The sequence below is a fragment of the Catenovulum sediminis genome, from assembly GCF_007289895.1.
Taxonomy (GTDB): Bacteria; Pseudomonadota; Gammaproteobacteria; order Enterobacterales; family Alteromonadaceae; genus Catenovulum; species Catenovulum sediminis.
Genome location: NZ_CP041660.1, coordinates 707,884 through 734,277, shown reverse-complemented (window position 1 = coordinate 734,277; position 26,394 = coordinate 707,884). Strand labels below are relative to the sequence as shown.

General features: G+C 40.6%; 25 protein-coding genes and 1 tRNA gene. 13 read left to right on the top strand and 13 right to left on the bottom strand.

Annotation, left to right across the window (positions count from 1 at the left end):
• The first annotated feature begins 21 nt into the window (after positions 1-21).
• The 5 genes from FNT16_RS02915 to FNT16_RS02895 all read left to right on the top strand — a co-directional run bounded on the left by FNT16_RS02915 (position 22) and on the right by FNT16_RS02895 (position 5,067).
• Positions 22-1,047, top strand: coding sequence for a PhoH family protein (locus FNT16_RS02915; protein ID WP_143870145.1), 1,026 nt, complete (start codon positions 22-24; stop codon positions 1,045-1,047).
• Position 1,048: 1 nt separating this feature from the next.
• A complete protein-coding gene (gene ybeY / locus FNT16_RS02910) occupies positions 1,049-1,546 on the top strand; it encodes an rRNA maturation RNase YbeY (RefSeq protein ID WP_143870144.1) in 498 nt (165 codons plus the stop codon).
• Between the two features lie 20 nt (positions 1,547-1,566).
• On the top strand, positions 1,567-2,445 hold the full coding sequence (corC, locus tag FNT16_RS02905) for a CNNM family magnesium/cobalt transport protein CorC (RefSeq protein ID WP_143870143.1): 879 nt from the start codon (positions 1,567-1,569) through the stop codon (positions 2,443-2,445).
• Entirely contained in the window at positions 2,442-4,046 is a 1,605-nt protein-coding gene (lnt, locus tag FNT16_RS02900) for an apolipoprotein N-acyltransferase (RefSeq protein ID WP_143870142.1), read from the top strand. Before corC ends, lnt begins: the two co-directional genes overlap by 4 nt.
• Before the next feature lie 64 nt (positions 4,047-4,110).
• On the top strand, positions 4,111-5,067 hold the full coding sequence (locus tag FNT16_RS02895) for a Gfo/Idh/MocA family oxidoreductase (RefSeq protein ID WP_185976738.1): 957 nt from the start codon (positions 4,111-4,113) through the stop codon (positions 5,065-5,067).
• A 333-nt stretch (positions 5,068-5,400) separates the two neighbouring features.
• Here the strand turns inward: FNT16_RS02895 and FNT16_RS02890 are convergent, their stop codons facing one another.
• The 5 genes from FNT16_RS02890 to FNT16_RS02870 form a co-directional block, all read right to left on the bottom strand.
• The gene (locus FNT16_RS02890; RefSeq protein WP_143870140.1) at positions 5,401-6,789 is read right to left on the bottom strand and encodes a HipA domain-containing protein; all 1,389 of its coding nucleotides are present in this window, start codon (positions 6,787-6,789) and stop codon (positions 5,401-5,403) included.
• Positions 6,773-7,093 carry a helix-turn-helix domain-containing protein gene (locus FNT16_RS02885; RefSeq protein WP_246072326.1) on the bottom strand — a complete coding sequence of 107 codons (321 nt, stop codon included), beginning with the start codon at positions 7,091-7,093 and terminating at the stop codon, positions 6,773-6,775. Before FNT16_RS02885 ends, FNT16_RS02890 begins: the two co-directional genes overlap by 17 nt.
• 311 nt (positions 7,094-7,404) lie before the next feature.
• A complete protein-coding gene (tnpC, locus tag FNT16_RS02880) occupies positions 7,405-8,997 on the bottom strand; it encodes an IS66 family transposase (RefSeq protein ID WP_221935053.1) in 1,593 nt (530 codons plus the stop codon).
• Positions 8,998-9,045: 48 nt separating this feature from the next.
• Complete coding sequence (gene tnpB, locus FNT16_RS02875) at positions 9,046-9,384, bottom strand: IS66 family insertion sequence element accessory protein TnpB (protein WP_143870139.1); 339 nt, start codon at positions 9,382-9,384, stop codon at positions 9,046-9,048.
• Between the two features lie 11 nt (positions 9,385-9,395).
• A complete protein-coding gene (locus FNT16_RS02870; protein ID WP_143870138.1) occupies positions 9,396-9,785 on the bottom strand; it encodes a hypothetical protein in 390 nt (129 codons plus the stop codon).
• A 106-nt stretch (positions 9,786-9,891) separates the two neighbouring features.
• On the opposite strand from FNT16_RS02870, the gene FNT16_RS02865 reads away from it, so the two are divergent.
• The gene (locus tag FNT16_RS02865) at positions 9,892-10,512 is read left to right on the top strand and encodes a BrxR family transcriptional regulator (RefSeq protein WP_143870137.1); all 621 of its coding nucleotides are present in this window, start codon (positions 9,892-9,894) and stop codon (positions 10,510-10,512) included.
• Between the two features lie 67 nt (positions 10,513-10,579).
• Here FNT16_RS02865 and FNT16_RS02860 read toward each other — a convergent pair whose 3' ends face one another.
• Entirely contained in the window at positions 10,580-10,849 is a 270-nt protein-coding gene (locus tag FNT16_RS02860) for a hypothetical protein (protein WP_143870136.1), read from the bottom strand.
• Between the two features lie 231 nt (positions 10,850-11,080).
• Between FNT16_RS02860 and dusA the strand changes: the two genes are divergently transcribed.
• Positions 11,081-12,055 carry a tRNA dihydrouridine(20/20a) synthase DusA gene (dusA, locus tag FNT16_RS02855; protein ID WP_143870135.1) on the top strand — a complete coding sequence of 325 codons (975 nt, stop codon included), beginning with the start codon at positions 11,081-11,083 and terminating at the stop codon, positions 12,053-12,055.
• 96 nt (positions 12,056-12,151) lie between these two features.
• On the top strand, positions 12,152-12,877 hold the full coding sequence (locus FNT16_RS02850; protein ID WP_221935052.1) for a nucleoside-binding protein: 726 nt from the start codon (positions 12,152-12,154) through the stop codon (positions 12,875-12,877).
• On the opposite strand, the gene FNT16_RS02845 is transcribed toward FNT16_RS02850, so the two are convergent.
• The 6 genes from FNT16_RS02845 to FNT16_RS02820 all read right to left on the bottom strand — a co-directional run bounded on the left by FNT16_RS02845 (position 12,874) and on the right by FNT16_RS02820 (position 19,584).
• On the bottom strand, positions 12,874-13,590 hold the full coding sequence (locus FNT16_RS02845) for a phosphatase PAP2 family protein (RefSeq protein ID WP_143870134.1): 717 nt from the start codon (positions 13,588-13,590) through the stop codon (positions 12,874-12,876). The two genes, FNT16_RS02850 and FNT16_RS02845, sit on opposite strands and share 4 nt — an antisense overlap.
• Positions 13,574-15,118 carry a glycosyltransferase family 39 protein gene (locus tag FNT16_RS02840; RefSeq protein WP_246072322.1) on the bottom strand — a complete coding sequence of 515 codons (1,545 nt, stop codon included), beginning with the start codon at positions 15,116-15,118 and terminating at the stop codon, positions 13,574-13,576. The genes FNT16_RS02845 and FNT16_RS02840 overlap by 17 nt, the downstream gene beginning before the upstream one ends.
• Before the next feature lie 10 nt (positions 15,119-15,128).
• On the bottom strand, positions 15,129-15,920 hold the full coding sequence (locus tag FNT16_RS02835; protein WP_143870133.1) for a phosphatase PAP2 family protein: 792 nt from the start codon (positions 15,918-15,920) through the stop codon (positions 15,129-15,131).
• The gene (locus tag FNT16_RS02830; RefSeq protein ID WP_143870132.1) at positions 15,907-17,490 is read right to left on the bottom strand and encodes an ArnT family glycosyltransferase; all 1,584 of its coding nucleotides are present in this window, start codon (positions 17,488-17,490) and stop codon (positions 15,907-15,909) included. The genes FNT16_RS02835 and FNT16_RS02830 overlap by 14 nt, the downstream gene beginning before the upstream one ends.
• A gap of 5 nt (positions 17,491-17,495) precedes the next feature.
• Complete coding sequence (locus FNT16_RS02825) at positions 17,496-18,548, bottom strand: glycosyltransferase family 2 protein (protein WP_143870131.1); 1,053 nt, start codon at positions 18,546-18,548, stop codon at positions 17,496-17,498.
• A gap of 97 nt (positions 18,549-18,645) precedes the next feature.
• Positions 18,646-19,584: a lysylphosphatidylglycerol synthase transmembrane domain-containing protein gene (locus FNT16_RS02820; protein WP_143870130.1), complete on the bottom strand. Its 939-nt coding sequence runs from the start codon at positions 19,582-19,584 to the stop codon at positions 18,646-18,648.
• Between the two features lie 142 nt (positions 19,585-19,726).
• Between FNT16_RS02820 and FNT16_RS02815 the strand changes: the two genes are divergently transcribed.
• The 4 genes from FNT16_RS02815 to FNT16_RS02800 all read left to right on the top strand — a co-directional run bounded on the left by FNT16_RS02815 (position 19,727) and on the right by FNT16_RS02800 (position 22,725).
• Positions 19,727-19,802 (top strand) — tRNA-Arg (locus FNT16_RS02815).
• Positions 19,803-19,906: 104 nt separating this feature from the next.
• Positions 19,907-20,914: a tryptophan--tRNA ligase gene (gene trpS / locus FNT16_RS02810; protein ID WP_143870129.1), complete on the top strand. Its 1,008-nt coding sequence runs from the start codon at positions 19,907-19,909 to the stop codon at positions 20,912-20,914.
• A gap of 78 nt (positions 20,915-20,992) precedes the next feature.
• Positions 20,993-22,297, top strand: a complete 1,305-nt coding sequence (locus tag FNT16_RS02805; protein WP_143870128.1) for a hypothetical protein — start codon at positions 20,993-20,995, stop codon at positions 22,295-22,297.
• Entirely contained in the window at positions 22,297-22,725 is a 429-nt protein-coding gene (locus FNT16_RS02800) for a type 2 periplasmic-binding domain-containing protein (protein WP_143870127.1), read from the top strand. Before FNT16_RS02805 ends, FNT16_RS02800 begins: the two co-directional genes overlap by 1 nt.
• Before the next feature lie 63 nt (positions 22,726-22,788).
• Here the strand turns inward: FNT16_RS02800 and FNT16_RS02795 are convergent, their stop codons facing one another.
• Positions 22,789-24,360, bottom strand: coding sequence for a GGDEF domain-containing protein (locus tag FNT16_RS02795; protein ID WP_246072320.1), 1,572 nt, complete (start codon positions 24,358-24,360; stop codon positions 22,789-22,791).
• A gap of 170 nt (positions 24,361-24,530) precedes the next feature.
• Between FNT16_RS02795 and FNT16_RS02790 the strand changes: the two genes are divergently transcribed.
• The gene (locus FNT16_RS02790) at positions 24,531-26,390 is read left to right on the top strand and encodes an extracellular solute-binding protein (protein ID WP_246072318.1); all 1,860 of its coding nucleotides are present in this window, start codon (positions 24,531-24,533) and stop codon (positions 26,388-26,390) included.
• The last annotated feature ends 4 nt before the right edge of the window (positions 26,391-26,394 follow it).

The following is a 26,394-nucleotide window of genomic DNA, read 5'->3' as shown; positions in this document are numbered from 1 at the left end:
ATAATTTGAGGACAATAATTTTTGAGTAGTCAGATAGAATCGATAGAAATATTTTTAGAACCGGCTGACCGCTTTCGGTTAGCCAGTTTGTGTGGCCCTTTTGATGATAACCTAAAGTTAATTGAACGCCGTTTAGGTGTCGAGCTCAGTTATCGTGATAATGAGTTTAAAATAACCGGTAAAAAACCGGTTATTTTGCCAGTTGCAGAGCTACTGCATAAGCTATACGTAGAGACTCAAATTGTTAAGGGTAAAGCCACAGAGCTCGATTCAGAACAAGTTCATTTGGCTATTCAGGAATTAAAAGTTTTAGAGCAAAACACAGATGATGGTGATATTGGCAAAGAAGCCTTTATTAAAACCAAACGTGGTGTGATTAAGCCAAGAAACCCAAATCAAAGTAAATATGTGCACAATGTATTAACCAATGATATCTGTTTTGGGGTGGGGCCGGCAGGGACGGGTAAAACCTATTTAGCGGTTGCTTGTGCAGTAGATGCTTTAGAAAGGCAAGAAGTACGCCGAATTTTATTAACGCGTCCTGCGGTTGAAGCCGGTGAAAAACTGGGCTTTTTACCCGGCGACTTAAGCCAAAAGGTCGATCCCTATTTACGTCCATTGTATGATGCATTATTTGAAATGTTGGGTTTTGAAAAGGTTGAGCGATTAATTGAGCGCAGTGTAATTGAAATTGCCCCTCTAGCTTACATGCGTGGTCGAACCTTAAATGATGCTTTTATTATTTTGGATGAGAGTCAAAATACCACAATAGAACAAATGAAAATGTTCTTAACACGCATTGGTTTTAACTCCAAAGCGGTTATTACCGGTGATATTACGCAGATTGACTTGCCCAAAGGGCAAAAGTCAGGTTTGCGGCATGCGGTTGAAGTATTACAGGATGTAGAAGATATCAGTTTTAATTTTTTCCGTTCGCACGATGTTGTCCGCCATCCTGTTGTACAACGAGTCGTGGATGCTTATGAACGTTGGGATGAAGTTCAACAGCGTAAGAAAATTGCGGAAAAAAATACTCAAGTTGATTAATATGACTTTAGATGTTTCTCGTATAGCACTTGATTTAGATTTACAGATTGCTTGTCAGGGAGACGTCCCATCTAATGCAGACTTTTTGTTGTGGGCGCAAGCTGCGTTACTAGAACGCGGTGATGCGCTAACTGAACTTTCTATACGATTAGTTGAATCAGATGAGAGCCAAGTACTCAACAACCAATATCGTGGCAAAAACAAACCTACCAATGTGTTATCTTTTCCGTTTGAAGCACCGCCTGGCATTACGCAAACTTTTCCCTTAATTGGTGATTTAGTGATCTGTGCAGATGTCGTACGTGAAGAAGCAAAAGCGCAAAGTAAAAGTGAAACAAGCCATTGGGCACATATGGTTGTGCATGGGTGCTTGCATTTATTGGGCTATGACCATATAACTGACGATGAAGCGCAAATCATGGAAAACATGGAAAGGCGTATTTTATCGCAATTAGGGTTTGACGATCCCTATAAAGTTGAAGACACTAACAGTTCCTGAATGAATGAGAAAATGCCTGTATGAGCGAAGAAAATCCTCACTCTAGCAACGGTTCTCAAGCAAAATCTTGGCTAGATAAGCTAGGGCAAATGTTTGCTGGAGAACCGAGAAGTAGAGAAGACTTACACGAAGTATTCGAAGAGGCGGCAGAGCGAGCTCTGATCGATAACGATACTAAGGATATGATTGACGGCGTATTGGATATTGCCGAGATGCGTGTAAGAGATGTGATGATCCCCAGATCACACATGGTTACGATCGAAAGATCGCAACCTGTCGAAGAATTTTTACCTCTAATGATTGAGTCAGCGCATAGCCGTTTCCCGGTTATTTGCGAAGATAAAGATCATATAGAAGGCATCTTATTAGCCAAAGATTTGTTGGCGTATGTCTACCATAACGGTTTTGATAATTTTAGCTTTCAAGATTTATTGCGCCCAGCGGTCGTGATCCCTGAAAGCAAACGATTAGATATCCTGCTCAAAGACTTCCGCAAAGAAAGATATCATATGGCGATTGTTATCGATGAGTTTGGCAGTGTGTCAGGCTTGGTGACAATTGAAGATATCCTAGAATTGATCGTCGGCGAAATTGAAGATGAACACGATATTATTGAACCAGAAGATATTCGTAAGGTGACTACCTATGTTTATGCGGTCAATGCATTAACTGAAATAGAAGAATTTAACGAGTATTTTAAAACCAACTGGCGCTCAGATGATATAGATACAATTGGTGGACTGGTTACCCAGGCATTTGGCCATCTACCAGCCAAAGGTGAGTCAATTGACGTCAATGGTTATAATTTTAAAGTTGTTAGTTGTGATGGTCGGCGTATCAATCAGTTGCAAATGACGATGCCACGTGATTCAGATGAAACAAAGGACTCTGTGATTTGAAAACGGTCAATGCGTGGTGGCTAAGTGCATTCTTATTTTTATTAGGATGTAGTGGCACACTCGCATTTGCACCTTACAGCCAATATTGGCTGGTTTTTTTAACGCTCCCTGCTTTTTTATACCTGTGTTATCAGGCTGATTTTAAACCTGCTATTCGTCATGCTTTTTTCTTTTCTCTCGGTTGGTTTAGCGTCGGGCTGAGTTGGATACATGTCAGTCTTGCGCAATTTGGCGGTATGCCTCTAGCTGCGTCTGTCGGCATGATTTTACTGCTGGCTGCTTATCTGGCTTTATACTTTAGTGCTGCAATTGCAGTAACACGTTATTTAATGTGTAAAGTCGATAAAAAGATGTGGTTTTTATTACCGACTTTTTGGCTGATTTTTGAGTATTTGCGCAGTTTTGTATTAACTGGATTTCCTTGGTTATCGTTAGGCTACAGTCAAATTGATGGACCTTTTTCTGTACTGGTGCCGTATGTCGGTGAAACCGGATTGAGTTTTTTACTGGTATTGTGTGCGACCCTCTTGGTATTTTTGCTGGCTGAGAAAAAATTAAAAATAGCCATTGCGAGTCTGTCATCCACAGTGGTCGTTTTAATGACGATGTCTTTTATGACATCATCAGTTTCTATACTGGGTGGCGATAATCTAACTTCACAGAAAAACGCAGAAAAACAGGTTCGTCTGACTTTAGTGCAGGGTAATATCAAACAAGAAAATCGTTGGCAACCAGAATTTTTATGGCCAACCATGCTTAAATATCAAGATTTGAGCCGACCATACTATTCAGAATCTGACATTATTATCTGGCCGGAAGCAGCAATTCCCGCGATTGAGCCAAGTGCGCAGGATTATTTGACTAATTTGGATCAAGCAGCCATTTACAATCAAACATCCGTGATCAGCGGAATTATTAACTATCAACCTGATAGTGGTGAGTTTTATAATAGTTTAATTGTTTTAGGTCAGTACGAAAACACGCAAAATAGCGCGTTATACTTTCATGGGCATGAGAATCGATATAACAAACATCATTTATTACCTATTGGTGAATATGTCCCTTTTGAACAATGGCTACGACAATTAGCACCGATATTTGATTTGCCTTATTCATCTTTTAATCGGGGTGAGTATATTCAGCCAGATTTAAAAGCCAGTGGCTTTAATATTATGGCGGCTTTATGTTATGAAATCGTATTTCCAAGGCAGGTACGCGATAACTTAAAGGAAAATACAGACTTTATACTAACCGTAAGCAATGACGCATGGTTTGGCCGCTCGCATGGCCCGCATCAGCATTTAGAAATTGCTAGAATGAGAGCGTTAGAGTTAGGCATACCTGTAGTGCGGGTAACTAATACGGGTATTACTGCTGTCATTAACGAGCATGGCAAAATAACAGCGCGTGCACCGCAGTTTGAAGAAGCCGTATTACAGTATACTTTGCCAGTGAGGCATAAGATGACCTGGTATCGCCAATATGGTGATAGCATCGCATGGTTTTTAGCGTTGATTAACTTGTTAGCCGTTATTTTTTGGGTTAAAAAGCGCACTCAACAGCCTAAACAACAAAAGCAAAGCAATAACTGTTCGGCTTGAGTTTGCAGTATATTCGTGCAGAATGAGGTTACTTCGAATTTATAAATAGAGACATTATGTCAGAATTTCGCTGGGGCTGATAGGTCCGGGCCGGATCGCACATCGTTTTGCGCAGGCATTATCTGCTGATTTTGTTGGAAAATTACAAGCGGTTGCCAGTCGCAACGAAGCGCGAGCACGTCAATTTGCAAGCCAATATAATTGTTCAACTATTTACACGCAATATGAAAACTTGTACGAGGCTAAGGATATAGATGCGATATATATCGCAACACCGCATAATTTTCATTATGAGCAAATTAAAGCTGGTTTAACGGCGGGTAAGTCAGTGTTGTGTGAAAAGCCATTGACCGTTACTTCAGCACAAGCGAGCGAACTGTTTACACTGGCTAAAAAGCAAGGTGTCTTTTTAATGGAAGCCATGTGGTCACTTTATTTGCCGGCATATCAACAGGTTAATGAATGGATTGGACAAGGACAAATCGGTGAACTTAAATTAGTTCGTTCGACATTCGGCTATAACACCCCGAAAGATCCAACAGACAGGCTATTAAACCCCGAATTGGCGGGCGGTGTTTTGTTGGATATGGGCGTATATTGTGTCGCAACCGCACAATGGCTTATGCAAGAGCAAGCTCAAACCATCAGTGCAATTGGACAAATAGGTGAAACCGGTGTCGATGAACTGACGATGGCAAACTTAGGCTACTCAGGTCAAAGATTCGCACAGTTCACCAGTAACTTCCACTGTCAGACAGAAAACACATTAGATATTTATGGCAGTGAAGGACGCATCCATCTACCGAATATGTTTTGGCAGCCGCAGCAAGTCACGTTAATCAAGCAAAATAGCGAACTGACTGTGCGCAAACCATTTGCTGTCAATGGATTTGAATACGAAATAGCAGAAGCGGAAAAATGTATAACTCAGGGCATGTTGGAAAGTTCAGTTGTAACCCATCAATTCACACATAATTGTCTGCAAACGATGGAATCGATTTTACAGCAGGTGAAAGAATAAAAAGCCGAGCGATGAGCTACGAGCTACGAGCTTCGAGCAATAAATCAATGTAGGTCGCGGCTTTAGCCCGACACTTAGGTCGGTGTTTACGCCAATAATGTTGTTTAACATAAAAATGTCGCCCCATAAATTAACAGGTTTAGTTAGTAAATGAATATGTCAAAAATAAACCACAGCTTTTCAGTAGCCCCTATGCTGGAAAGGAATCACACATGCGCAAAATACTGTTTAACCACTTGATTTAATAAGGTTTAATTTTCAATTGCAAACTTCGCTGTCTACTTATTGTCACTCCACTTTAATGAAATAAACAGAAATAGCCAGAAATCCACACTAAATCAAGTCACTCATTTCCGTAATTAGATCCACTTCTGCACTTAGCTCTTCAGCCGCTTCATCAATGATTTGAATACAGGTATCAACATGCTGTATTTCAGAATTAGTCAACTGTTGTTTAAGTGCATCAGCTTTGGCTAAATCTACAGAGGTTTGCACCTGCTTGATCATTTGCTTCATTAATAATTGCAGACGTGCGAGCGATATTCCGAATTTTTGGGCGAAGTCAGCCAACATGTAAGCAGTAAGCGGGTGATTAAAATTACCAGCACTGCCTGCATCATATTCACCTATCGACATCGAGAAATGGCTTGCCATTGGCGCATTAGAGTTTTCATTAGCTTGCCTTGCCTGGATCTCTCGAATGATGGCCTCAATATTTACTAAATCGTAAAATGGCGTAAGACTTAAACCCTGTTTACCCACAAAGAAACTGATGTTCTTACCGTGAGCATCATAGTTTCGCACTAAAATATTAAAGGTCATCCAGCGTATAAGTTGCGTTTGATATGCTTCGGCATTGGTTGTTTGTACATTAAACAGCTTCGGAAAAGACACACCATCACGAATATAAATACCGTCGCCTTCATCACCGTGTTGACGCTCGTACTTGTAGGAAGGTGGCAGGTTAGTAGCTTGGCAGCCATCAATGATGTGACGGCGCATAACACGCTGTTGCTCGGTTATTAACTTACGGTCAAAACGGTCAATGACAAACGCGCTGACTTCTCCATATTTTCTTACTGCCACCTCTGGTACATCGATACCCGAATGTTTTGCCAATAACATGGTAAATAATTCATTCACAGCAATAAAAGGCGCTTTTCCCGTTTCAAACTTAAAAATCTTATTGGAGCAAAGCTGACCTTCACCAAAGCCTAATTTGCCATCTATTTCTAATAAGTTAAGTTTATCTTGTACACCCGCTACTGATAGCCTTGTACGACCATCCCAATAGGTAATTGATTCTCCAGCACTCTTAAAACGAGCTAACTTTTCGATTAGCTCTTCATTAGTAACTTCTCGAAACGTAGTTTCGCTTTCTTGATTATTTTGACTTGTAAATGATAACGCGCCAGAGGTTTCTGCACCGATGATCTTGATAAGCCCAAAGGTATTATTTTTGGATATAGTGGTATTACTAGTGATCTCTTCTAACCCTTTGCCTTCAGGTAACAAGTTTTGTAGAAAGTTCCGAACGGCCCTGTGATCAAACTCACCGTTCAAAGGCAGGTGGGGCGAGATAGCAAACCCCTCTTTAATCCAATCAGGCTCGTAAGTTAAGCTTAATTCGGTTTCAGAGCCTACAGGAATGGTTATCGCCGCAATTCTACGACCATGACCGATATAAACGTTTAGGGTATTTAGATCAGTACCAGTCATCACTTACCTCTGTTTTTTCTTTGGAAGTAGCATCATCGGAAAGAAGGCTAAATGAAAGACCAAGGTATTCCATTACCTTGAGAAGGTTCGCTAACTGTACATTGGTATCGCCTTTTTCTATTTTCACTAGCGTTGGCTTTGAAATAGACAATGCTTCAGATACATCTACGAGAGACAGCTTCATACCAGTTCGCTTTGCAGTGATCGCTTCAGCGAGCTGAGTCGAGGTAAAGCGTTCTGATAAGTTAGGCATCACTGTTGCCTTAACCGCTTTACCAGTTCTGTTTGTCTTGGTTAGATTACTCATATAAGTTAACTATTATTTACTTTTAAATATAAAGTAATGCCAAAATAGTTATAAGTCAAATATAATTAACTTATAGGTGTTGAGGTCTTTTTTCCCATTAAAAGTCAGTTTTAATTTACTTTTAATGCTCTAAATAAAAGTCTAGGGAAGCTAGTTCATTTTTAATAGCACGCCTTACTTCAGCACTCAGATGACCTGTAAAGCCTAACGAGTATTCTTGTATCCATTCATGCGCCTCTTCAATAGAAATAACAGTGAGCTTACGGCAAGTTAGCGTAACTTTACGCCCGAAATGTGCATAGACCCAGCATTTAATCTGGGCACTGTGATTTGTAGTTCCAAGGCAAGTAAAGTTCAGGGTTTAATCGCAACTTGTCACTGTACCGCTGTAGCACGGTTAAATACTCTAGCGCATTGACGCCAGCATCTGCGCAAGTCGCAATCAGCGAAGTTAGCACATCACCGATGTCCGCACCTGCTTGTGTTTTTTTGAACATCGCGTTTTTTCTATCGCGTATGATGAGCTTTAACTGGTTTTCCATTTTGTTGTTGTCTAATTGCGCGCCTTCTATACAACAAAATGCACTGAGTCCAGCAAAGTGTTTTAGGTAATAATTAATTGCTTTACCCAAGCCACTATTGGCTTCAACTGTGCCTTTGTCTAAATGGGCTTGCCCCCAATTGGCAATACGGTACATCACCGGCAACGAGTGTTGCTGGTGATAGGCTAGCCGTTTGTCTGCTGGCAAGCTCTGCGCTTGCACTGTGTTTTCGTGATGCCAAATTTTGCCATATTCTTCTATCACCCATGCGACTTCTTCTGGGAAGTGACTGTGTACATCATAAAATTGCCGCCGTGCATGGCTATTGCACAAACTCATTTTGACCATGACTTTGCTGGGTTTATTGGCTGAGAGTGCATCACTCATTAATATCGGCTCGGCTACATCGGCGGGTCTTTTTTGCAATATTTCATCTATAAACTCGCCCGCATGGCCTATGTTGGTTTGAAATAAAATGATGTTGTGCTCTGCGATTGTGGCAATTAACCCTGAGGTATAAACCCCTGTGCGCGCTCGCGTTTTGCCATCGCGCGATTTTTTCATCACCGATGTTTGATTTAAAATACGGTTTTTGGTGTCATCTAAGGCGTAGTGCTCTGCTGTTGCAGCAAGCTCTGTTAAATATTTTTGCACTGGATAAACGGCGTTCGCGGCTTGCTCTATTTGGTCAAAAATGCTCGATGCACTGATAGAGACACCTAATAAATCTTGCATACTGCCTTGACGATAAAACGGCGAGCCTGCGTAATATTTACTGATGCTCATTAAAGCACGGGCACTGTAACCATACTTTTGATGTAGGGCACCATCGGCAATCACTTCATCACTGACTGGCGCGGTAAAATAAGCACCACAGGCGTTACAGCGCAGTCGCTCCATCACATGTTGCTCGGGTTTGAATGGACTTTGTCCAGTAATTCTTAAAAAGGTCGCTGGCTCAAATTTGTATAATTTACCTGTTGGGCATTCTGGGCAGTTATCCCCTTTTTGTAAGTCTGAGTGTTTGTGGTGAATCACTTCAGGTTTAATTTGCGCTGCCTGAGCTTTGTTTTTTCGTCCATGCGGCGTGCTTTTTTTGCGCTTAGCTAGATTGGATTTTAAGCTTTCTGACGATTGTACGATGCCTGCCAGCTTTCTAAGCTTGCTGATGGTGATGTCATTATCACTGAGTTTTTCTTGCATGCTGGCTAGGGTCAATAACGCGTCTAACAACAATTCACAATCTTCGGGTGAAAGTGTTAATTGGTGCGCTTTGGCTTGTGTGATCCGTTCAATCAGGGCATCAAGCTCTTGGCTGCTGATATCGGTAAAGGTTTGTGTCATTATCTTGTTATTTTGCATAGTTATTTTGTTGAGTTGCCAGATCTGATCGCAGCTATTTCAATTAGTTCAATTTATTTTATATTTTTTATCCACGGGTTTGGCTTCACCCTTTAATAGCTCTCTAAGCTCAGTTGCTAACATGGGGGATACTGTATTGGGTGACTTCGGCCAGTTTTGAAATCGTCCTTTAGATAAACGTTTGGTCATCAACCAATAGCCGCTGCCATCGTATGCCAATACGCGTAACATGGTTCGACTTTTATTAATAAACACAAAGCGAATATCGGCACGTGGATTTTGTTGGAGTGAGTCGCGACAGACGGCGACAAAACCATCAATGCCTTTACGAAAATCTTGCGGCTGTGTGGCCAGCAATATTGCAGTTTGAGCAGAGAGTTGTAACATCAGTGTGCCTTTTAAAGAGAAGCTGAAACGGTTAACGCTTGGGCAAGCACAGAGAGGAGCTGGGCGCTGGCCCCGCCATTGAGCTGAATATTTGTCCCGTCGTTTAATACAATACGGGCCTCGGCAATGGCGGCACTGGCCTGTTGGGTGTTTGGCAATGTGACAAATGTATCAATGGGTTCACTCGTCGTTTGAGTGTGTTTAAGCTCGGCGCGCCAGCGTTTAATAACAGAGCCAATTAAGCCTAAGGTGGTAACAACCTTGGAGGCGGAATACTGGTGTGTAAGCTCAACGGCTTGCCTGCGTAATTCAACGGGTGTTAAGGTGCCTAACGTTTCTTTGTTGTCACGCCAGTGGTCAAATTGTGCTTTAGTTTGCTCTAATAAAGGTGTGGTATTCATTGATTGCGCCTTGGTTTGTTTAAGGTTGCAATCAAGTATGCCAAATGGTTTTTAATTATTTGCGCTATGTTGTCGTAAGGTCACAGAAAGAAACACTGCGTTATCAATTTTAAGAAATAATGAATTTGCACAAATTATAAACCTGAATCATGCCGATGGTGTATTAGGAGTTCCTAGAATTTCTGCGCCAAACATTGATGTCTTAACTCATTTAACTCGTGCAGTAGCTAATAAAAAAGCTGTGAAAATTAATTATTGTGCGGCTTCTAGAGCCAGTGAAACTGTAGAAATTGTTCCTCACTCCTTTGTTGATAATGGAATTAGGTGGCATATCCGGTCTTATGATAAGACAAATAAAAGGTTTTGGGATTTTGTTATTGGCCGAATTGAGAGCATTACTGAATCGTCAAGTGAAGTTACGATTGACGAATCGATGCAATCCGATCACCAGTGGAATCGTATGGTTAGATTAGAGCTAATAGCGCACCCTAATATAGAAAATTTACACAATAAGAAAGCTATTGAATTTGAATATGGAATGGAAGAAGGGAGGTTAATCATTCAGGTTCGAGCTGCCGTTGCTGGCTACTGGCTTAGAATGTGGAACGTGGATTCATCTCTGGATCATTCTTTAGAAGAAAAAAGTTTTCAACTTTGTTTAAATAACCCTGAAACACTTTACGATGTAGACAACGCATTGTTAGCCCCTGGTTACATGAAGCAGTAAATTTTGCATATTTAAATCGTATATATAAAAAGTTAAGGGCATAAGTTCATTAAGAGGGCATCAACAACTACTTCGCCAATGGCAATACTAGCCGTCCTAGCGGTTGGAAATAATATTGGAAGCTCACAATCGTTTTATAGCCATACGCCGATGTTCGACCAAGTGGCTTATTCGATTTGTCTTTGAGCTTGATATAATCGCGGATCAAATCACCGAGCAACGCTTCTCGTAAGCCAAGTAAGTTCATTGCTTCATTATCTTCTAATTGATCAACTAAAATCTTAGCCCATTTGGTAGCTGCACCTTTGGTTGTGAATGTTTTAGATTTACTAAACATTTTTTGACCTTTCCGCTTCTGTCTAACTTCGGCACAGTAAACTGGTAGTTCGCCTCTGAAGCGTTTTTTGATAAGATAATAGGCCATCGAAAGTCCTCTGATTTTGTCACCCCATTTGTCACCCCAGGGTGTGAAAATTGACGAAAAACAGCGGAAATCACCGAAACTTTGAAAGGTAATTATTTTGCAAGAAAAAGCGTTAAGCCACTATAAATCAATGGACTCAGTCTTATGACTGCTAAAAAGATAGATCGCCGCTTTTCAGTAGCCCCTATGCTGGATTGGACAGATCGCCATTGCCGTTATTTTTATCGCGTGATGTCAAAACAAGCCGTGTTATATACAGAAATGGTGACAACTGGCGCAATTATTTATGGCAAAGGTGATTATTTAAAATTTAATCAGGCTGAACATCCGGTTGTTTTACAGCTAGGGGGGAGTGATCCGGTTGATATGGCGAAAGCGGCACAGGCGGCGCAGGAATATGGTTACGACGAGATCAATATTAATGTAGGCTGTCCGTCCGATAGGGTTCAAAACGGGATGTTTGGAGCCTGCTTAATGGCACAACCTGAAACCGTCGCCAAGTGTTTACAGGCCATGCAGCAAGCGTGCGATATACCAGTAACGGTAAAAACCCGTATTGCAATTGATGATGAAGACGAATATGCCTTTTTACAAACATTTGTTGATACTGTCGCTTCAGCTGGCTGTACGCACTTTATTGTGCATGCACGTAAAGCTTGGTTACAGGGGTTAAGTCCAAAGCAAAACCGAGAAGTTCCGCCATTAAATTACCCACGTGTCTATCAACTTAAACAAGAGTTTCCAGATCTAGAGATTAGTATCAATGGCGGTATAGAAACTTTTGATGATGCACATTTGCATTTACAACAGGTTGACGGTGTGATGATGGGACGCGCTGTTTATCAAAACCCATTTATCATGAGTCAGGTCGACGAGCAAATTTATGGTGCTGAAGCGAATTCAATAACACGAGAGCAGGTTGTACAGGCGATGTTTGAATATATCGAACAAGAAACGCAAGCTGGCGCAACCACTTGGCATATCGCACGACATATGTTGGGACTCTATAACGGCCAGCCCAGAGCCAGAATGTGGCGTCGATTTTTAAGTGAAAACGCCCGCAAGATGCCAAAAGGAACAGCCCTATTTAAGCAAGCGTTAGATGTTGTTGCAGGATAATAAATTAACAAATCGTTCAACAGCTGCAGTTTAACCAACCGCCAAAATAAAAAATATCACCTATACTTGCTGTAAACAGGTATAGGTTGATTTTTGATGCATAAAATACATTCATTTTTATTCCATTTATTTGTTATATCAACAATGCTAATTTCCGTTTCCCTGTCTGCTAAAACGCTTTGGTCGGACTTTAGTCTTACAGCGCTCAAAGGCAAAAATTATCAAATAGGTGACAAACAACGCGATGTTTTTACAATGGAATATGCGGCAGGTTTAAACTGGGGAGATATTTTTGTGTTTGTCGACCGGTTACAATCGGATAATGGAGACAGTGAAATTTACGGCGAATTGAGTCCTAGAATAAGCCTGTTCAGTTGGTCAGATTCGGCGCTCCAACATATTTCGTTTGCCAGCACGATAGAGTTTAAAAATTTCACCTCAGCTATTGGTGAAGGGCAAGATATGACCAACTATTTATTCGGTATTGGTAGCAAATTTCAGCCGGCTTATTTTAAATTTCTGAACGTAAATATATATCGCCGTTTTAACGAGTTTGGTTCAGATAACATGCAGGTAACGCTGGCTTGGGCATTACCTGTCGGGCCATTTTATTATGATGGTTTTATCGATTTTACCAATGCAAAAGACAATAAATCGGCCAGTCAAAACTTTACCTCACAATTTAAATATAATTTGGCACCCATAATGGGGATCACCTCGAAATTTTTTGTTGGCGTTGAGTATGTGCATTGGAACAACAAGTTTGGCTTAAAAGGAATAAATGAACGCAATATAAACTTGCTGGCAAAGTTTCACTTTTAACCACTTTTTTTGCTGAGCTTAGTTAATGTGAAGTCTTTTACAGCCTGTTTGGGGAATTCTAGTTTAAACCAATACGCAAGCGTTAAATTGGTAAAATAGACCACCCAAAAAGCAAATACAGTGTCACTTAAAAAGTGGCCACCTTTTGCAATGCGGGTAAAACTAACCATAATGCCAATAGCCAACCCCCAATAAAATGCTTCTCGGCGGCGCAATAACCAAGCTAAACCAATAAAGTAAAAACCGATTGCAGCATGCCCACTGACAAATGAGCAATTTGTCTGGCATTGGCCTGAATAGACAAAAGCGGCCGTAAAGGTGTTTTGTCCACCAAATTCCTGTACCTGAGCGGGCCTAGCACGGCCAATAGAATTGTTTTTTATCAGCTCATTGACGATTAAACCCGGCCCTATAAGCAAAGACGCCAACAAAAAACTGCAAACATATTTTTTATGATAATCCTGTTTATATTTATTAAAGCAATAAACAGCGGCAAAAATTAAAACAGGCAAAATGATGATGTGAGGTTTGGCAAAAAGATTATAAATAAACTGAACAAACGGATGGTCTGCCAAATGGAATATTTCTTTCTGGCTATCATAAAACCAGCTAGATACTTGAATATCTAATGATGGAAAACGAACAAACAACAACACCATCAAAAAACATAACAACATATCTTTACGTAGCAAAATCTTATTGAGTTTTTTCATCCAAGTATCCTTTAAAACCGGCAACTTTGTATAAATCGGCTTGGCGCTGCATCGAACTGTATATCGGTAAAGATTGTTGAGTAACAAGTTCGACCCGATGAAAATATTGCTTAAGTTTATCTTCATTCCAATTATCTGTGATAAAGAGAAACTGAGATTCATTACTTTCACCCATTGAATACATCAAATCGTAATGGTGGTCTATATGTAAGTCACCATCCATTGAAATTCCGGTAAAATCGTTTGGCTGCAGGTAATAGCCAAAATAAGCCAGTAATTTACGCGAGTTGCTGGCTAATTTATGATCGGGATAAAGATTGAAATAAGGCTGAAACTGAGCGACAAATTCAGGCCAACCGACTATTCGTTTAAATGGATCATTGTGTTGAGTGCGTTCAACACCTATCGTTTTAGTAAAGCTATTAAAGTGATAAAAGCTAAGCATTAACAAAAAATTACAAAATAAACCTGCAATTAGCCAGCTTGGTTTTTTCTGCCGGCTGATATAAAAGCCGGCCAATAAACTTGCAGCTACATAGGCTGAAGCTGCCCAGTTCATATTCGCTCGAGCTAAAAATGCCTGCAGTGATATAACGACAATCGTTGGCCAAAAAAGACACCACAATAGTTTAACTGAATCACGTTGTTTTAATTTAGGGAGGCGTTTGTGAGCTTTTGTTTTACTGATTAAATAAATTAAAAATGCTGGGCCAAAGACAATTAGCTGCAAACCTAAAAACTCTAACATACGGAGAAAACTCGCACTATTTTCGCCATGTTTCGAGATTTCAGAAGTATGTTGAAAACTAATAAAATCGTACTGAAAGTTCCAGTATAAATTGGGCAAGAGAATTAACATTGCCAGCAGACAAGCACACCAAAATTTAGTGTTGCGTAAAATACGCTTGCCTTTTTTGCTGACGAGAGCAAAACACAAAAAAGCGACGGGCAGCAGAATAAAGGTGTACTTAGATAATAAACCTAAACCACCAGCGCAACCTGCTAGTAACCACCATACCCAGTGGTTTTTTTCATTTGCGCGGATAAAAAAGTAGCTAGCTAATGCCCAAAAGAATAACTGTGGCGCATCGGTTGTGACAAAAAGAGAATTCAGGCTCACCAGTGGCATCGTGATAAAAATACAGGCCGCCCAAAAACCGGCACGTGGTGAGAACCATCGGCTATTTATGCAATACAGCAAATATGCTGTAGCTGTATATAAAACGGGCGCAGATAATTTCACAGCCCATTCTGCTTGACCAAACAGGCTGGTAGAAAGTGCAATTAACCAAGCGACCACCGGTGGTTTTGAATAATAACCCCACTCAAATGATTGCGCCCAGCTTAAATAATAAGCTTCATCATAAAATAGGCTAATAGGCGTTGAAATGGTGACCCATTCGCGGTAAACAAACAGGGTGACTAACATACAAATTAAACAATATAACCAATACTGTGACTGTGATATTGATTTAGAAAAAAACTGTTTTGAGAAAGCGTTGGTCAATGTATTTAAAGCAGTCAGCATGTTTTAAAACCTAGTTGAATCTTAATTTTTGGATGCGTCTAGTGAGACATAAGCGGTGACGTTTAACCAAGTTAAATAGGTAATAAACAATGGCTAAGCTGGTGATCATAATGGCAAATCCATGCCCCTGTGGATATCCGCCGTCATGGGTAAAAACTCTATACGCAGCGTAGCAGGGCAAAATAAATAAAATCAATTGGCTACTCCAATGTGTACCTAAATTGTATTTGTGAGCAATGTAATATCCTAACCACGCACTGAGTAAGCCAATCGCTGCGCCGACCATAATATCTACTGGCCAGTGCGCGCCAACCATGACTCGGCTAATACCAGCCATAAAGAGCACGCATAGCATCAACATTCGCTGCCACGGATATTGGCTAAACATGATAAATAAACCCACCAGCACGGCAGCTGTCATGGTATGGCCGGACGGAAAACTGCCCATTTCTAATACCCGGCCTATTTGATTAAAAGTCTGTTCATCTAATACAGCTGAGGGTCGGTCAATTGGCATGCCTCGCTTAAAACTTTGCGCTATGATTGTTGCCGGAAGCGTCGCGATCAGCGCAGCGGGTAGCAGACGTTTGTGCATGGCCAACAAAAAAAAGGTTAAACTTACAGCCACATAAGTATCACCCAGTAAGGTTGTAGCGGCCCAAAACGCATTCGGAAACAGTTGCCCTAATGTATTTAGCGGTATAAAACCGGCGTGATAACCGAATACTACATATGTGCTCAGCGCGGCCACTAACAATAAGGCACTGACAATAAATATAAGTTTGGATTCAATTTTCAACATTAACCAAAGCCCGTTGTTGTTTATCGTGTAAAATTTCAGCCAAAACAATGCCACCGTGTTGATAGAAAACCCGTACGTTTTGACGACCAAACATTTCCTGTAAGCTGCTGACTCTATCGGCCCGAGTGTAGACGTAATCACCGGGTTTCACTTCACGTCTGTGGGTAATATCTTGTCGATAAACGCTAAAACTGGGCATATGTATTTTATATGCGACAAAAGGCTGTGCAATATCTTTACTTTGCAGTGCGGCTTGTTTTATTGGGGCTTGTTGTATTTCTGCTAGCGCCGGGATTAAAAAGGTGTAACAAAACAAGGTTTGCAGTAAAGCAGCGGTAGATAAGCGTTTCCACAAACTGATCGGAATAAAATATAAAACCGAAACGAGCAGCAATAATATTACACTGGCAATTAAATAATTTGTATTAAATACCTGTGTGGCAATGGTTAACATTTGTTGTTGGTATAAATTGTTTTGCTGCTGAGCCAAATCCGGTGCAACAAACAACAAAATAAATTGGATTGCACAAAACGCTAAAGGAAATAGCCATTGCCAATGTTGCCGGCTAATAAGGTTGCGGTATTTAGCAAACAAAATAAGTAAGGGTGTGACACCATATAATACATAATGCGGAAGTTGTGTTTGTGATATCGATACCAGCATAAAAACAACACTAAACCAAATTATTAATAAGCGATTAAGCGGGTTTTGCCAAAGGCGTGCGCAGCGGCGAATGGGGTTCAATATTAAACCTGAATAGGGCAGAATGATCATCGGTAAAACCAATAAATAATAGTACCATGAGCCACCATGACCTTCTTTGGTTGCGGTAAAGCGTTTTAAATTATGCTCAACTAAAAAACCGTAGAAAAAATCACTGCCTTGTTCTAACCACACCATGTACAACCAAGGGGTTAGTACACTTAAAAATATCAACCAACCCACTGGATTTAAAACGGCTTTAAGCCAAACTCTAAAATGTCCCAGACTCAATAACCAGATTAAACTGCTGATTGCCGGAATCGCGACGGCAACTGGGCCTTTGGTTAACATACCTAAGCTCATCCACAGCCAAGCACGGTAACAATGAATATTTTGCTGATGTTGGCTATAACGGTAAATATCAAAAAAGCTGAGAGCGATAAACAGATTTAATAATGCATCGGCGGTAGCCGCGCGGCCGATTACAGTGATCCATAACGTGCTGGCAAAGATAACCAGTACAGCAACTGCAGTATTTCTATTGATAAACTCCTTACAAAATAAAAAGCAGGCAAGTGCCCACAAAGCTGCACTTATAACTGAGTGCATGCGTAAACCAAACTCATTGAGGCCAAAAATACTGACAAAAACAGCCTGCACCCAATAGGTTAAAATCGGTTTATCGTACCTAGGTTGCCCATCTAAATACGTGGCAGACCAAACACCTGAATTTAACATTTCACGGGTGGCTTCTGAAAACGCCCCTTCATCAACATCAAAAAGCGGGATAACGGATAAGTTAAGTAAAAAACCGACAAAGATAAAAGCGGTTAATACAACAGGATGTGACAACTCAAACTTTTTCATCTGTATTATTTTCTACTTTTGTCTGTTGTTCTGGCGTCTTTGCACTTTGCACTTTGCACTTTTTGCACAAACCAAGCATTTTGCTCTTGTGGTTCACATATTTTTCTAACAACAAAGTTACGCCCTTCGGAGCCTTGGAAAAAAATGCGACTGAGCATCTCGGCAACAACACCCGTGGTTAAAAACTGGAGAGCCATGACCAACAGTAAAACGGAAACGATTAGCATAGGGCGATTACCAATATCCTCACCCAAGACGAACTTAACGAACAACAACCAGCTCATCAACAAACCGCCAATTGCGCCACTGGTGAGTCCAATTGAACCAAAAAAATGACCGGGACGGGCTTTGTAACGCAAAAAGAAAAATACCGACAGTAAATCAATAATCACCCTAAATGTACGGCTAATTCCGTATTTAGATTCACCAAACTGCCGTGCGTGATGGCTAACGACTGTTTCACCGATACGATGAGGCGCAGTAATACCGGCTACCCAAACCGGAATAAAACGGTGCATTTCACCAAATAAACGAATTTGTTTTAAAATACTGGCGCGGTAGATTTTCAAGCTACAGCCATAATCATGTAGCTTAACACCTGTAATGCGAGCGATTAACTTATTGGCAATACGAGATGGCAGCTTACGCTTAATGGCCGCATCCTGCCGGTTTTTACGCCAGCCTTGCAGTAGATCTAAATCACGTTCTAGCAATTCATCTACCATGCGGGGGATATCATGCGGATCGTTTTGTAAATCGCCATCCAAGGTTGCAATGAGCTCTCCTCGTGCGGCATCAATACCCGCTTGCATCGCTGCTGTTTGACCAAAGTTTCGTTGCAGTTCGATTATTCTGACATGTTCACCGTGCGTTTGCTGTGCTTGACGTAATTTCGCTAAGGTACAATCTGGGCTACCATCGTCTACACAAATAACTTCCCAGTGGCCGTTAAATAATTCCATACCTTGATGGATTTGTTTAATCATTAACTCGGCATTTTCTTCTTCTTTGTACATGGGAATGACGATTGAAAGGCTGGTCGGGTGGTTTGCTGTCATGATTTTCAGATCTCTACATTTCTCGATAGCTAGTATTAGCGCCTTAAAGGCTACGAATGAATACTGAATACTTGATTAAATTTATCTTAAACTAATCTTAAGTTTGTATTTCATTTTTATGTACCTGAGGTTTAGCTTGAATGCACAGGGCAATCGGGACAGATAGTAAAGTGACGGCCAATACATATATATGTAAATTGACTGCGGCGACTAAAATGCGCTCAGGCTGCAAACCAAAAGGTAGTAAGGCGGCCAGTATCGCAGCCTCAAACGTACCACTACCTGCCAATCCATGAATTGGCAATACACTGCTTAAGTCGGCACTGACAACGGCAAAAATCGCTTTAAAACCGTCCAGTTCAATAAAAGCGGAAAAAATAAACACCAGTGCAGCAAGCTTGATTAACCAAATGCATGCTGTTTGACAATATACCTTGGCTAGAAATAGCGCTGCATTACGCTCTTCTTTTCGCTCTTCAATAGGCCCTTCAAGCGATAATAATTGGACCTTTTGTTGTAGTTTTTTTGGCAGTTTTAACAGCAAAAAAGGAAAAATATGCCACACAATAAACGGCAAAATTACCCATCCAAGGGTTAATAGCCAAAATAAAGTGTTAATTTGCAATGCAGCCAAAAGACTCAACAATAACAACAACCAATGTAAATCCATTAACCGAATCAACAACAATCCGCTACTGGCCCGCAGGATAGAGTAATTAAAAGTTTGTTTCATAAACAATGGGAAAGAAGCTTCGCCCAGTCGCATCGGTAAAAAGTTGTTCAAGGCATTATGTAAAAAGTTAATTCGGACATATAAACTAAAAGGGTGGTTAAGCGCTTTGCCAAAATAATAATAGCTACGATACGCACGTAAGTAATAGCTGATAAAAGTCAAAGCCGTAATGAGCAGCAGTTGGGTGATAGATAGCTGTTGCCATTGTGCGAGCACATTTTGCCAACCCACTGTAATTTGCATATAGCTGATAACCGCAATAAAAACCATGCTTGCAATCAGCCAGCGTAACCCTTTAGACATACGATTCCCGTGTTATATTTCGTTGGATCAAGTGATAAGCAATTCTTAACATCAGCATACACCCTGTATATGACAAAACAAAAGAAGCGAATAGTAAACTTGCAATTGTTTAACAAATCTCGCTAAAATTCAGCTCAAATTTGGCCCTATAGTTCAACAGGATAGAACAGTTGCCTCCTAAGCGATCGATCCAGGTTCGAGTCCTGGTGGGGCCGCCATTTTCACAATTAACCATCTATTTACAATTCTTGCTTGCAAAAACTGAGTAAGATACGGATCATTGCACAGCAGATAAGCCAATATAGAAGTATTTGAGGACATTATGAGTAAACCCGTCGTATTAAGTGGCGCACAGCCTAGTGGTGAGTTAACAATTGGTAACTACATGGGAGCCCTGCGTCAATGGGTTAAAATGCAAGATGATTATGATTGCCTCTTTTCACTGGTTGATTTACACGCCATTACCGTGAGACAAGAACCCGAAAAATTACGAGAAGCCTGTCTTGATGGATTAGCGCTCTACTTAGCTTGTGGCATCGATCCAAATAAAAGTACGGTATTTGTTCAATCGCATGTGCCGCAGCATGCACAGTTGGGTTGGATTTTAAATTGTTACACGCAAATGGGTGAACTGAATCGTATGACTCAGTTTAAAGACAAGTCGGCAAAAAATGAAAATAACATTAATGCCGGTTTATTTACCTATCCTATCTTAATGGCTGCAGACATACTGTTGTACAAAGCCGATCAAGTTCCAGTCGGCAACGACCAAAAGCAACATTTAGAGCTCAGTCGAGATATCGCCATTCGTTTTAACAATATTTATGACAATGTTTTTAAAGTGCCCGATCCCTATATTCCAGAAACAGGCGCAAGAATCATGAGCTTGCTGGAACCCACTAAAAAGATGTCAAAGTCAGATGATAATCCTGGCAATTTTATCGGTTTGTTAGAAGACCCGAAAAAAATCACTAAGAAAATTAAACGAGCGGTGACAGATTCTGACGAACAAGCGCGTATTTATTTTGATGTAGAAGAAAAAGCGGGTGTTTCGAATTTATTAACTTTATTGTCTTGCGCAACAGGTCGCAGTATCGAAGCGCTGGTACCTGAGTATGAAGACAAAATGTATGGTCATTTGAAAAAGGATACCGCTGAAGCTGTTGTCGCATTATTAGAGCCGATTCAAACGCGTTTTGCGCAATTACGAGGTGAACGCGCTGAGTTAGACAAAATTATGGCGGCGGGCGCTGAAAAAGCATCTCAGCGTGCCCAACAAACATTAGATAAGGTGTATGAAGCGGTTGGTTTTATTCCGCGTGTAAAATAATTATAAGGCAACGAGCTCAATTGTCATTTTATCGGTTATACACTAGATTTAGTGTTACATATGTTTGTGGAAGTTATTATGAATAGTATGCCTAAAGCAACCCAAGTGATTAAGTGCACTTGTCTGGCCGCGACACTGGCTTGCGTTGCAGGTAATGTAGCAGCACAGGGGACTCAAATATCTGGCTTTGGCTCTATTGCTGGCTATCATGCAGACAGTACTCAACTGGGTTTTCGCTCTGATATTGCAGCGCCTGAAGAAGGTTATCGCGGTGATTTTAAAATTTCTGATTTGAGCCGTTTAGGTCTTCAGATTAATCATCAGTTTAATAAAGAATTCGAGCTGGTCACCCAAGCTGTTTTGCAAGAGGAGATGGTAAGTTCTGATTTAGACCGAGTTAAAATCGCAACACTTAATTACACGCCGTCAGCCAGTTGGTTGGTCAGAGTCGGGCGTTTTTCTCCGCGTATTTATTTTTTAAGTGAAAGCCGCTACATCAGTTATGCACATGATACGGTTTATCCAGTGCATGATTTTTATGCGCAAATTCCACTGTCGTTTGTCGACGGTTTTGACGCAACTTACCAAAAGAGAGTGGGGTCAACCTTTCTAAAAACGAATTTTTTTGCTGGCCAAACACATGTTGTTGTGGATGTTGTTGGTGTTGAAACAGAAAACGAATTTGATTGGCTGGCGGGTTTAAATTTTGAAGTTGAATATGGTAATTGGTTATATCGAGCCAGTTATACTCAAGCTCAATTTGAATATACTGAAAGCCAAAATGTAGAACCTTTTTTGGAGCTGCTCGCGAACCCAGGCATCATCTCGCCGTTAAAAAGCTTACCTAACTGGCAGGAAGCAGGGGTCATCAAACAGGCCTATAGTATAAGTGAAAGCAGATTAAACTATGCATCTGTAGCTTTTGAATATCGTGACTTTGAATGTCAGGTTCGAGGGGAATTTGGCAAGTTAACTTCTGAGTCGGACTTGGCGCCTGATAGTACCGCGGGGTATTTACAATACAGTTACCGTAGTGATGTTGTAACGCCTTTTATTATTGCTTCTGCCATAAAAACAGATGAAGGGTATCAGCAACAAACACAACCTAACCCTATGTTATTAGGTGGTGTCACACAAGCCTTAGGTTTTGATGCGGCTTCTGCGGTTGTTGGCGTTGTCGATGCGCTAAATGTCGAATACGAGCAAAAAAGCTTAGCAATTGGTATGCGCTGGGATTTTGATGCAAATATTGCAGTAAAAGCTCAATATGAAAGAAGTTGGGTGGAAGAAGACGGTGGCGGTTTATGGATTCAAGAGCGCTTGGCTTACAATGACTCAGAAGTAATCGATGTGATGGCTTTTAGTATAGATTGGATATTTTAATGATGAAATATTCCAAGATAAAAAAGTTGATCGCCGGTGCTTCGTTATTATTCAGCAGTTACGTTTGCGCTGAGCTAGTATTGATTGTGCATCCAGAAAACCCAGTAGATTCACTTGAGCTAACGCATGTCGTTGATATCTATACCGGGCGGTATGTCGCATTTCCCAATGGCACTTCAGCTGAGCCGATTGATTTACCGAATAGCTCTCAGGACAAGGCAGACTTTTACAAAAAAGCAACGGGCTTGTCATTAGCTAAAATTAGCAGCTATTGGGCAAGGTTGAAATTTACCGGTCGTTATATGCCGCCTACTGAGCTAGCAACAGCGAGCGAAGTTGTAAATTTTGTCGCGAAAAACCCCAAAGCGATTGGTTATGTTGAAGAAAGTGAAGTCGATAGCTCGGTCAAAGTTGTCTATCGTTTCTAAGTAAAGGTTTTTCATGAACGTTTAAAAAATGCAAATCGACTTTTTGAGGGAGCGCTGAGTGGCTTAGTTTTGCCACTCATAAAAAGCGAAATCGTTTTTGCCCTGTTTTTTAACCTGATACATAGCATGATCTGCGTGGTCGAATAAGCGGTCAAAGTCTTTGCCGGCTTCGGGGTAAGTCGCAATGCCGATACTACTGCCAACCTGCGCGGAAAGCTCATCGCCAATCGCGATTGGCACACTGGTGACATTAACCAATTTTTCCGCAATCATCTCAACTTCTTGGCGATTAACATTGGTTAGTATAATTAAAAATTCATCGCCGCCCCAACGGCAAACAATGTCCGATTTTCTGGTGAGTGCGCGATAGCGTTGCGCGATTTCGACTAAAACCCTATCTCCGGCATCATGGCCATAGGTGTCGTTTACCCCTTTAAAACCGTCTAAATCAATCAGTAAAATCGCAAATTCGGGTGATAATTCTGAATTATCAATGATACGTTCAATGATGCGTCGGGTCGAACGGCGGTTTTTAAGGTGCGTTAACATGTCATGATCAGCTTCAAATTCAGTCATTAATAGTTTTTGACGCTGTTCGGTGATATCACTAATAATGAGGAAAATATTAATCTCGCCAAACATATTCTCGGCTTTGCTGAACGTGAGATTATACCACTGTGCTTCTTTGTCTTGTTCACTCGGTTTTTTAACTTCTATTTCATAGGTTAGTGAATCGTTTAAAGTTTGATGTGCGAGAATTTCTTGCTTTATTGATTCAACTTCAAAACATATGCGTTCTAACCATTTATCATCGTAAATAACTTCAGACAAGCCACTGTTTTTTTGCCACAACTCAACAAATTTAGGGTTTACCGACTGCAGAATCAGGTTTTCATCAGTAACAACCAGCGCATTGGTTGAGAGTTCACAAATCATTTTAAAATTGCTGGAAAGTTTTTCCGTTTGCAAAGTCAGATTGCGTTCGTGCTGTAATCGCTCATCCAGTTTCGCTAACATGCGATTGATAATCGTTTTGATTAGACCCAATTCATCTTTTCGGGTTTGCGCTTTTAACCGGCCGGTTTCTTCATGGGTAAAGTCAATTGTTTCAAGCTCATGCGCTAACATACTAATTGGGTGGGAAACTAATACATAAGTGATAATCAAGGTACAAACCGCTATGATAAAAACGATCAGAAAAATACCGGTGATTTCAGCCCATACTTGCTCGAGTGCTTTTTCATGGACAAATTGCTCGTTTTTATATAAGCGTAATGTACCTATTTTACTGCTGGCATTAAATGGCGAGTAAAGTGTCTCACTGTACATTTGTTTTGGGTTGCACTGACTTTCTGAGTTTTCTTTGATTTGTTGGCTGATGATATCGGCGCATTCGACCATCGCATTTTTCAACAGACCCGATATGACATCGTTTGCTAACGGTTCATCGTTTAGGTAAGCCGCTGCCGCAGCGGTATTGTATACCGTGGCCGCTAAAGAGCGAATGGTTTTGTCTGCTTCATCGTGGCTAGATGATAATACCCTTGAATAAGAAAGTAGTGATATTAAAAGTCCCGCTAATATCGCGACGAGGGCAACCAATACTGTCAGTTTTACATTGATTTTCATAGTCATTTAGCAACTTTACAGGTAATCTAGCTTTTCAGATAATAGTGGAAAATTCGGTCGTATCCTGAAACTTCTACTCGCGTGATACATCTTACTGTTTTTTAACTGTCTTTGTAATACTCAATATAGCGCAAGTCGAGCAGAATCGATTTTGTTTTTGTGGAGAAAATAAAAATATGCGAAAAATAAGTCAAATATTCATGCTGTCCACCTTGTTTGGTTTGCTTAGTGTCGGAAGTACCACTTTGTTTGCACAAGAGGCAGCGCAAAAAAAGTCAGAAAAACAAGTTACTGTCCATAAAAGCACTTCAATTGCCTTGCGTGGTGAAGCTAAATATTCACAAGGGTTTAAACATTGGGATTATGTCAACCCAGATGCACCAAAAGGTGGGCAAATAACCATGGGGCAACGAGGCACTTTTGATAACTTTAATCGTTATGCTCAGCGCGGAACGTCGCCTGCAATGATTGATGGTTTGTTGTATGACTCGCTAATGTCATCTAACTCAGATGAAATCTCTGTGTACTATCCGCTTATTGCAAAACAAATTGAGTATGCCGATGACTTTTCTTGGGTCACTTTTTACATTGATGAAAACGCTAAATTTCATGATGGCACGGCGATAAAAGCCAGTGATGTGGCATTTAGCTATAATCTGTTTTTTGAGCAAGGCGTGCCTCAATTTAAGAAATATTTTGAAGGCGTAGCGGTAAAATCAGTTAAAGGGAATGCTGTTACTTTTAGCTTAGATATTCCGGGCAAATCTTTAATGCTCAGCTTGTGTGATTTAACCGTATTACCAGAGCATTATTACAAAGATAGAAAATTTTCAGAGCCGTTTGAAAAGCCGCCATTAGGCAGTGGTCCTTATACGATAAAAGACTATGAAATGGGGCAATATATCGTCTATCAAAGAAAAAAAGATTATTGGGCGGCGCAGCATCCAAGCCGAGTTGGACGTTTTAATTTTGACCGCATTAAAATAGATTATTACTTAGATGAAACCGTCTTAATGGAGGCCTTTAAAAAAGGTGAATATGATTTTCGGGTAGAATCGATCGCGAAAAACTGGGCAACACAATACACAGGGGATAATTTTGACAAGGGGTATATTGTTAAAGACGAAATCTCTCACCAAGTGCCCACCGGTAACAGCGCATTTATTTTTAATGTGCAAAAGCCGCAATTCAAAGATAGAAAAGTGCGTCAGGCATTAAATCTATTATTTGACTTTGAATGGACCAACAAAAACCTGTTTTACGGCGATTATCAGCGTAATTATAGCTATTTTATGAATACCGAGTTCTCAGTTACTGATTTGCCAAACGGACGCGAGTTGGAAATTTTAAGTCAATACAAAGAGCAGTTGCCGAGTGAAATTTTTAACAAAAAATTCAGCTTAAATAAAACGGATGGCAGCGGCAATATTCGTAAAGAAATCAGACAAGCGCTGCGCTTATTTAAACAAGCCGGTTATACGTTAAAAAATAACCAGTTGTTAGATCCAACAGGCAAGCAATTTGAGTTTGAACTGCTGATCTACCGTCCGTCTGAAGAACGTTTTGCAATTCCTTTTCAAAAAAATATCGAACGTATCGGCGCCAAAATGAATATTCGTTTAGTCTCAGATGCTTCTCAATACATAAACCGAGTGCGTGAGCGTGAGTTTGATATGATTAGCCGTTCATTTTCCGGATTCCCCAGTGAAACATTAAAAATACAATGGCATTCAGATTATTTGAACTCATCTTATAACTTTGTTGGACCAAATCATCCGGTCGTTGATGCATTGGTTGAAGCAATTGCGCAAAATCAAGAAAATGAAGCTGAATTAACCGCATATGCTAAAGCTTTCGATCGCGTTTTATTGTGGCAATATTATTCGATCCCGCAATGGCACCTGTCGAAATATCGTGTTGCGTATTGGGATAAATTTTCACGTCCTGATACGATTCCAAAATATGAATTAGGTGAAGACACTTGGTGGTACGACGCGCAAAAAGCGAAAAAATTACCCAGCAATAAACAACAATAATTTT

What these genes read in the sequence shown, in the direction of transcription:
- ybeY (WP_143870144.1), top strand. Translation starts at nt 1,049, where the DNA reads ATGACTTTAGATGTTTCTCGTATAGCACTTGATTTAGATTTACAGATT.
- corC (WP_143870143.1), top strand. Translation starts at nt 1,567, where the DNA reads ATGAGCGAAGAAAATCCTCACTCTAGCAACGGTTCTCAAGCAAAATCT.
- FNT16_RS02885 (WP_246072326.1), bottom strand. Translation starts at nt 7,093, where the DNA reads ATGAGTAATCTAACCAAGACAAACAGAACTGGTAAAGCGGTTAAGGCA.
- tnpC (WP_221935053.1), bottom strand. Translation starts at nt 8,997, where the DNA reads ATGCAAAATAACAAGATAATGACACAAACCTTTACCGATATCAGCAGC.
- tnpB (WP_143870139.1), bottom strand. Translation starts at nt 9,384, where the DNA reads ATGTTACAACTCTCTGCTCAAACTGCAATATTGCTGGCCACACAGCCG.
- FNT16_RS02870 (WP_143870138.1), bottom strand. Translation starts at nt 9,785, where the DNA reads ATGAATACCACACCTTTATTAGAGCAAACTAAAGCACAATTTGACCAC.
- FNT16_RS02860 (WP_143870136.1), bottom strand. Translation starts at nt 10,849, where the DNA reads ATGTTTAGTAAATCTAAAACATTCACAACCAAAGGTGCAGCTACCAAA.
- dusA (WP_143870135.1), top strand. Translation starts at nt 11,081, where the DNA reads ATGACTGCTAAAAAGATAGATCGCCGCTTTTCAGTAGCCCCTATGCTG.
- FNT16_RS02850 (WP_221935052.1), top strand. Translation starts at nt 12,152, where the DNA reads ATGCATAAAATACATTCATTTTTATTCCATTTATTTGTTATATCAACA.
- FNT16_RS02845 (WP_143870134.1), bottom strand. Translation starts at nt 13,590, where the DNA reads ATGAAAAAACTCAATAAGATTTTGCTACGTAAAGATATGTTGTTATGT.
- FNT16_RS02840 (WP_246072322.1), bottom strand. Translation starts at nt 15,118, where the DNA reads ATGCTGACTGCTTTAAATACATTGACCAACGCTTTCTCAAAACAGTTT.
- FNT16_RS02835 (WP_143870133.1), bottom strand. Translation starts at nt 15,920, where the DNA reads ATGTTGAAAATTGAATCCAAACTTATATTTATTGTCAGTGCCTTATTG.
- FNT16_RS02830 (WP_143870132.1), bottom strand. Translation starts at nt 17,490, where the DNA reads ATGAAAAAGTTTGAGTTGTCACATCCTGTTGTATTAACCGCTTTTATC.
- FNT16_RS02825 (WP_143870131.1), bottom strand. Translation starts at nt 18,548, where the DNA reads ATGACAGCAAACCACCCGACCAGCCTTTCAATCGTCATTCCCATGTAC.
- FNT16_RS02820 (WP_143870130.1), bottom strand. Translation starts at nt 19,584, where the DNA reads ATGTCTAAAGGGTTACGCTGGCTGATTGCAAGCATGGTTTTTATTGCG.
- trpS (WP_143870129.1), top strand. Translation starts at nt 19,907, where the DNA reads ATGAGTAAACCCGTCGTATTAAGTGGCGCACAGCCTAGTGGTGAGTTA.
- FNT16_RS02805 (WP_143870128.1), top strand. Translation starts at nt 20,993, where the DNA reads ATGAATAGTATGCCTAAAGCAACCCAAGTGATTAAGTGCACTTGTCTG.
- FNT16_RS02800 (WP_143870127.1), top strand. Translation starts at nt 22,297, where the DNA reads ATGATGAAATATTCCAAGATAAAAAAGTTGATCGCCGGTGCTTCGTTA.
- FNT16_RS02795 (WP_246072320.1), bottom strand. Translation starts at nt 24,360, where the DNA reads ATGACTATGAAAATCAATGTAAAACTGACAGTATTGGTTGCCCTCGTC.
- FNT16_RS02790 (WP_246072318.1), top strand. Translation starts at nt 24,531, where the DNA reads ATGCGAAAAATAAGTCAAATATTCATGCTGTCCACCTTGTTTGGTTTG.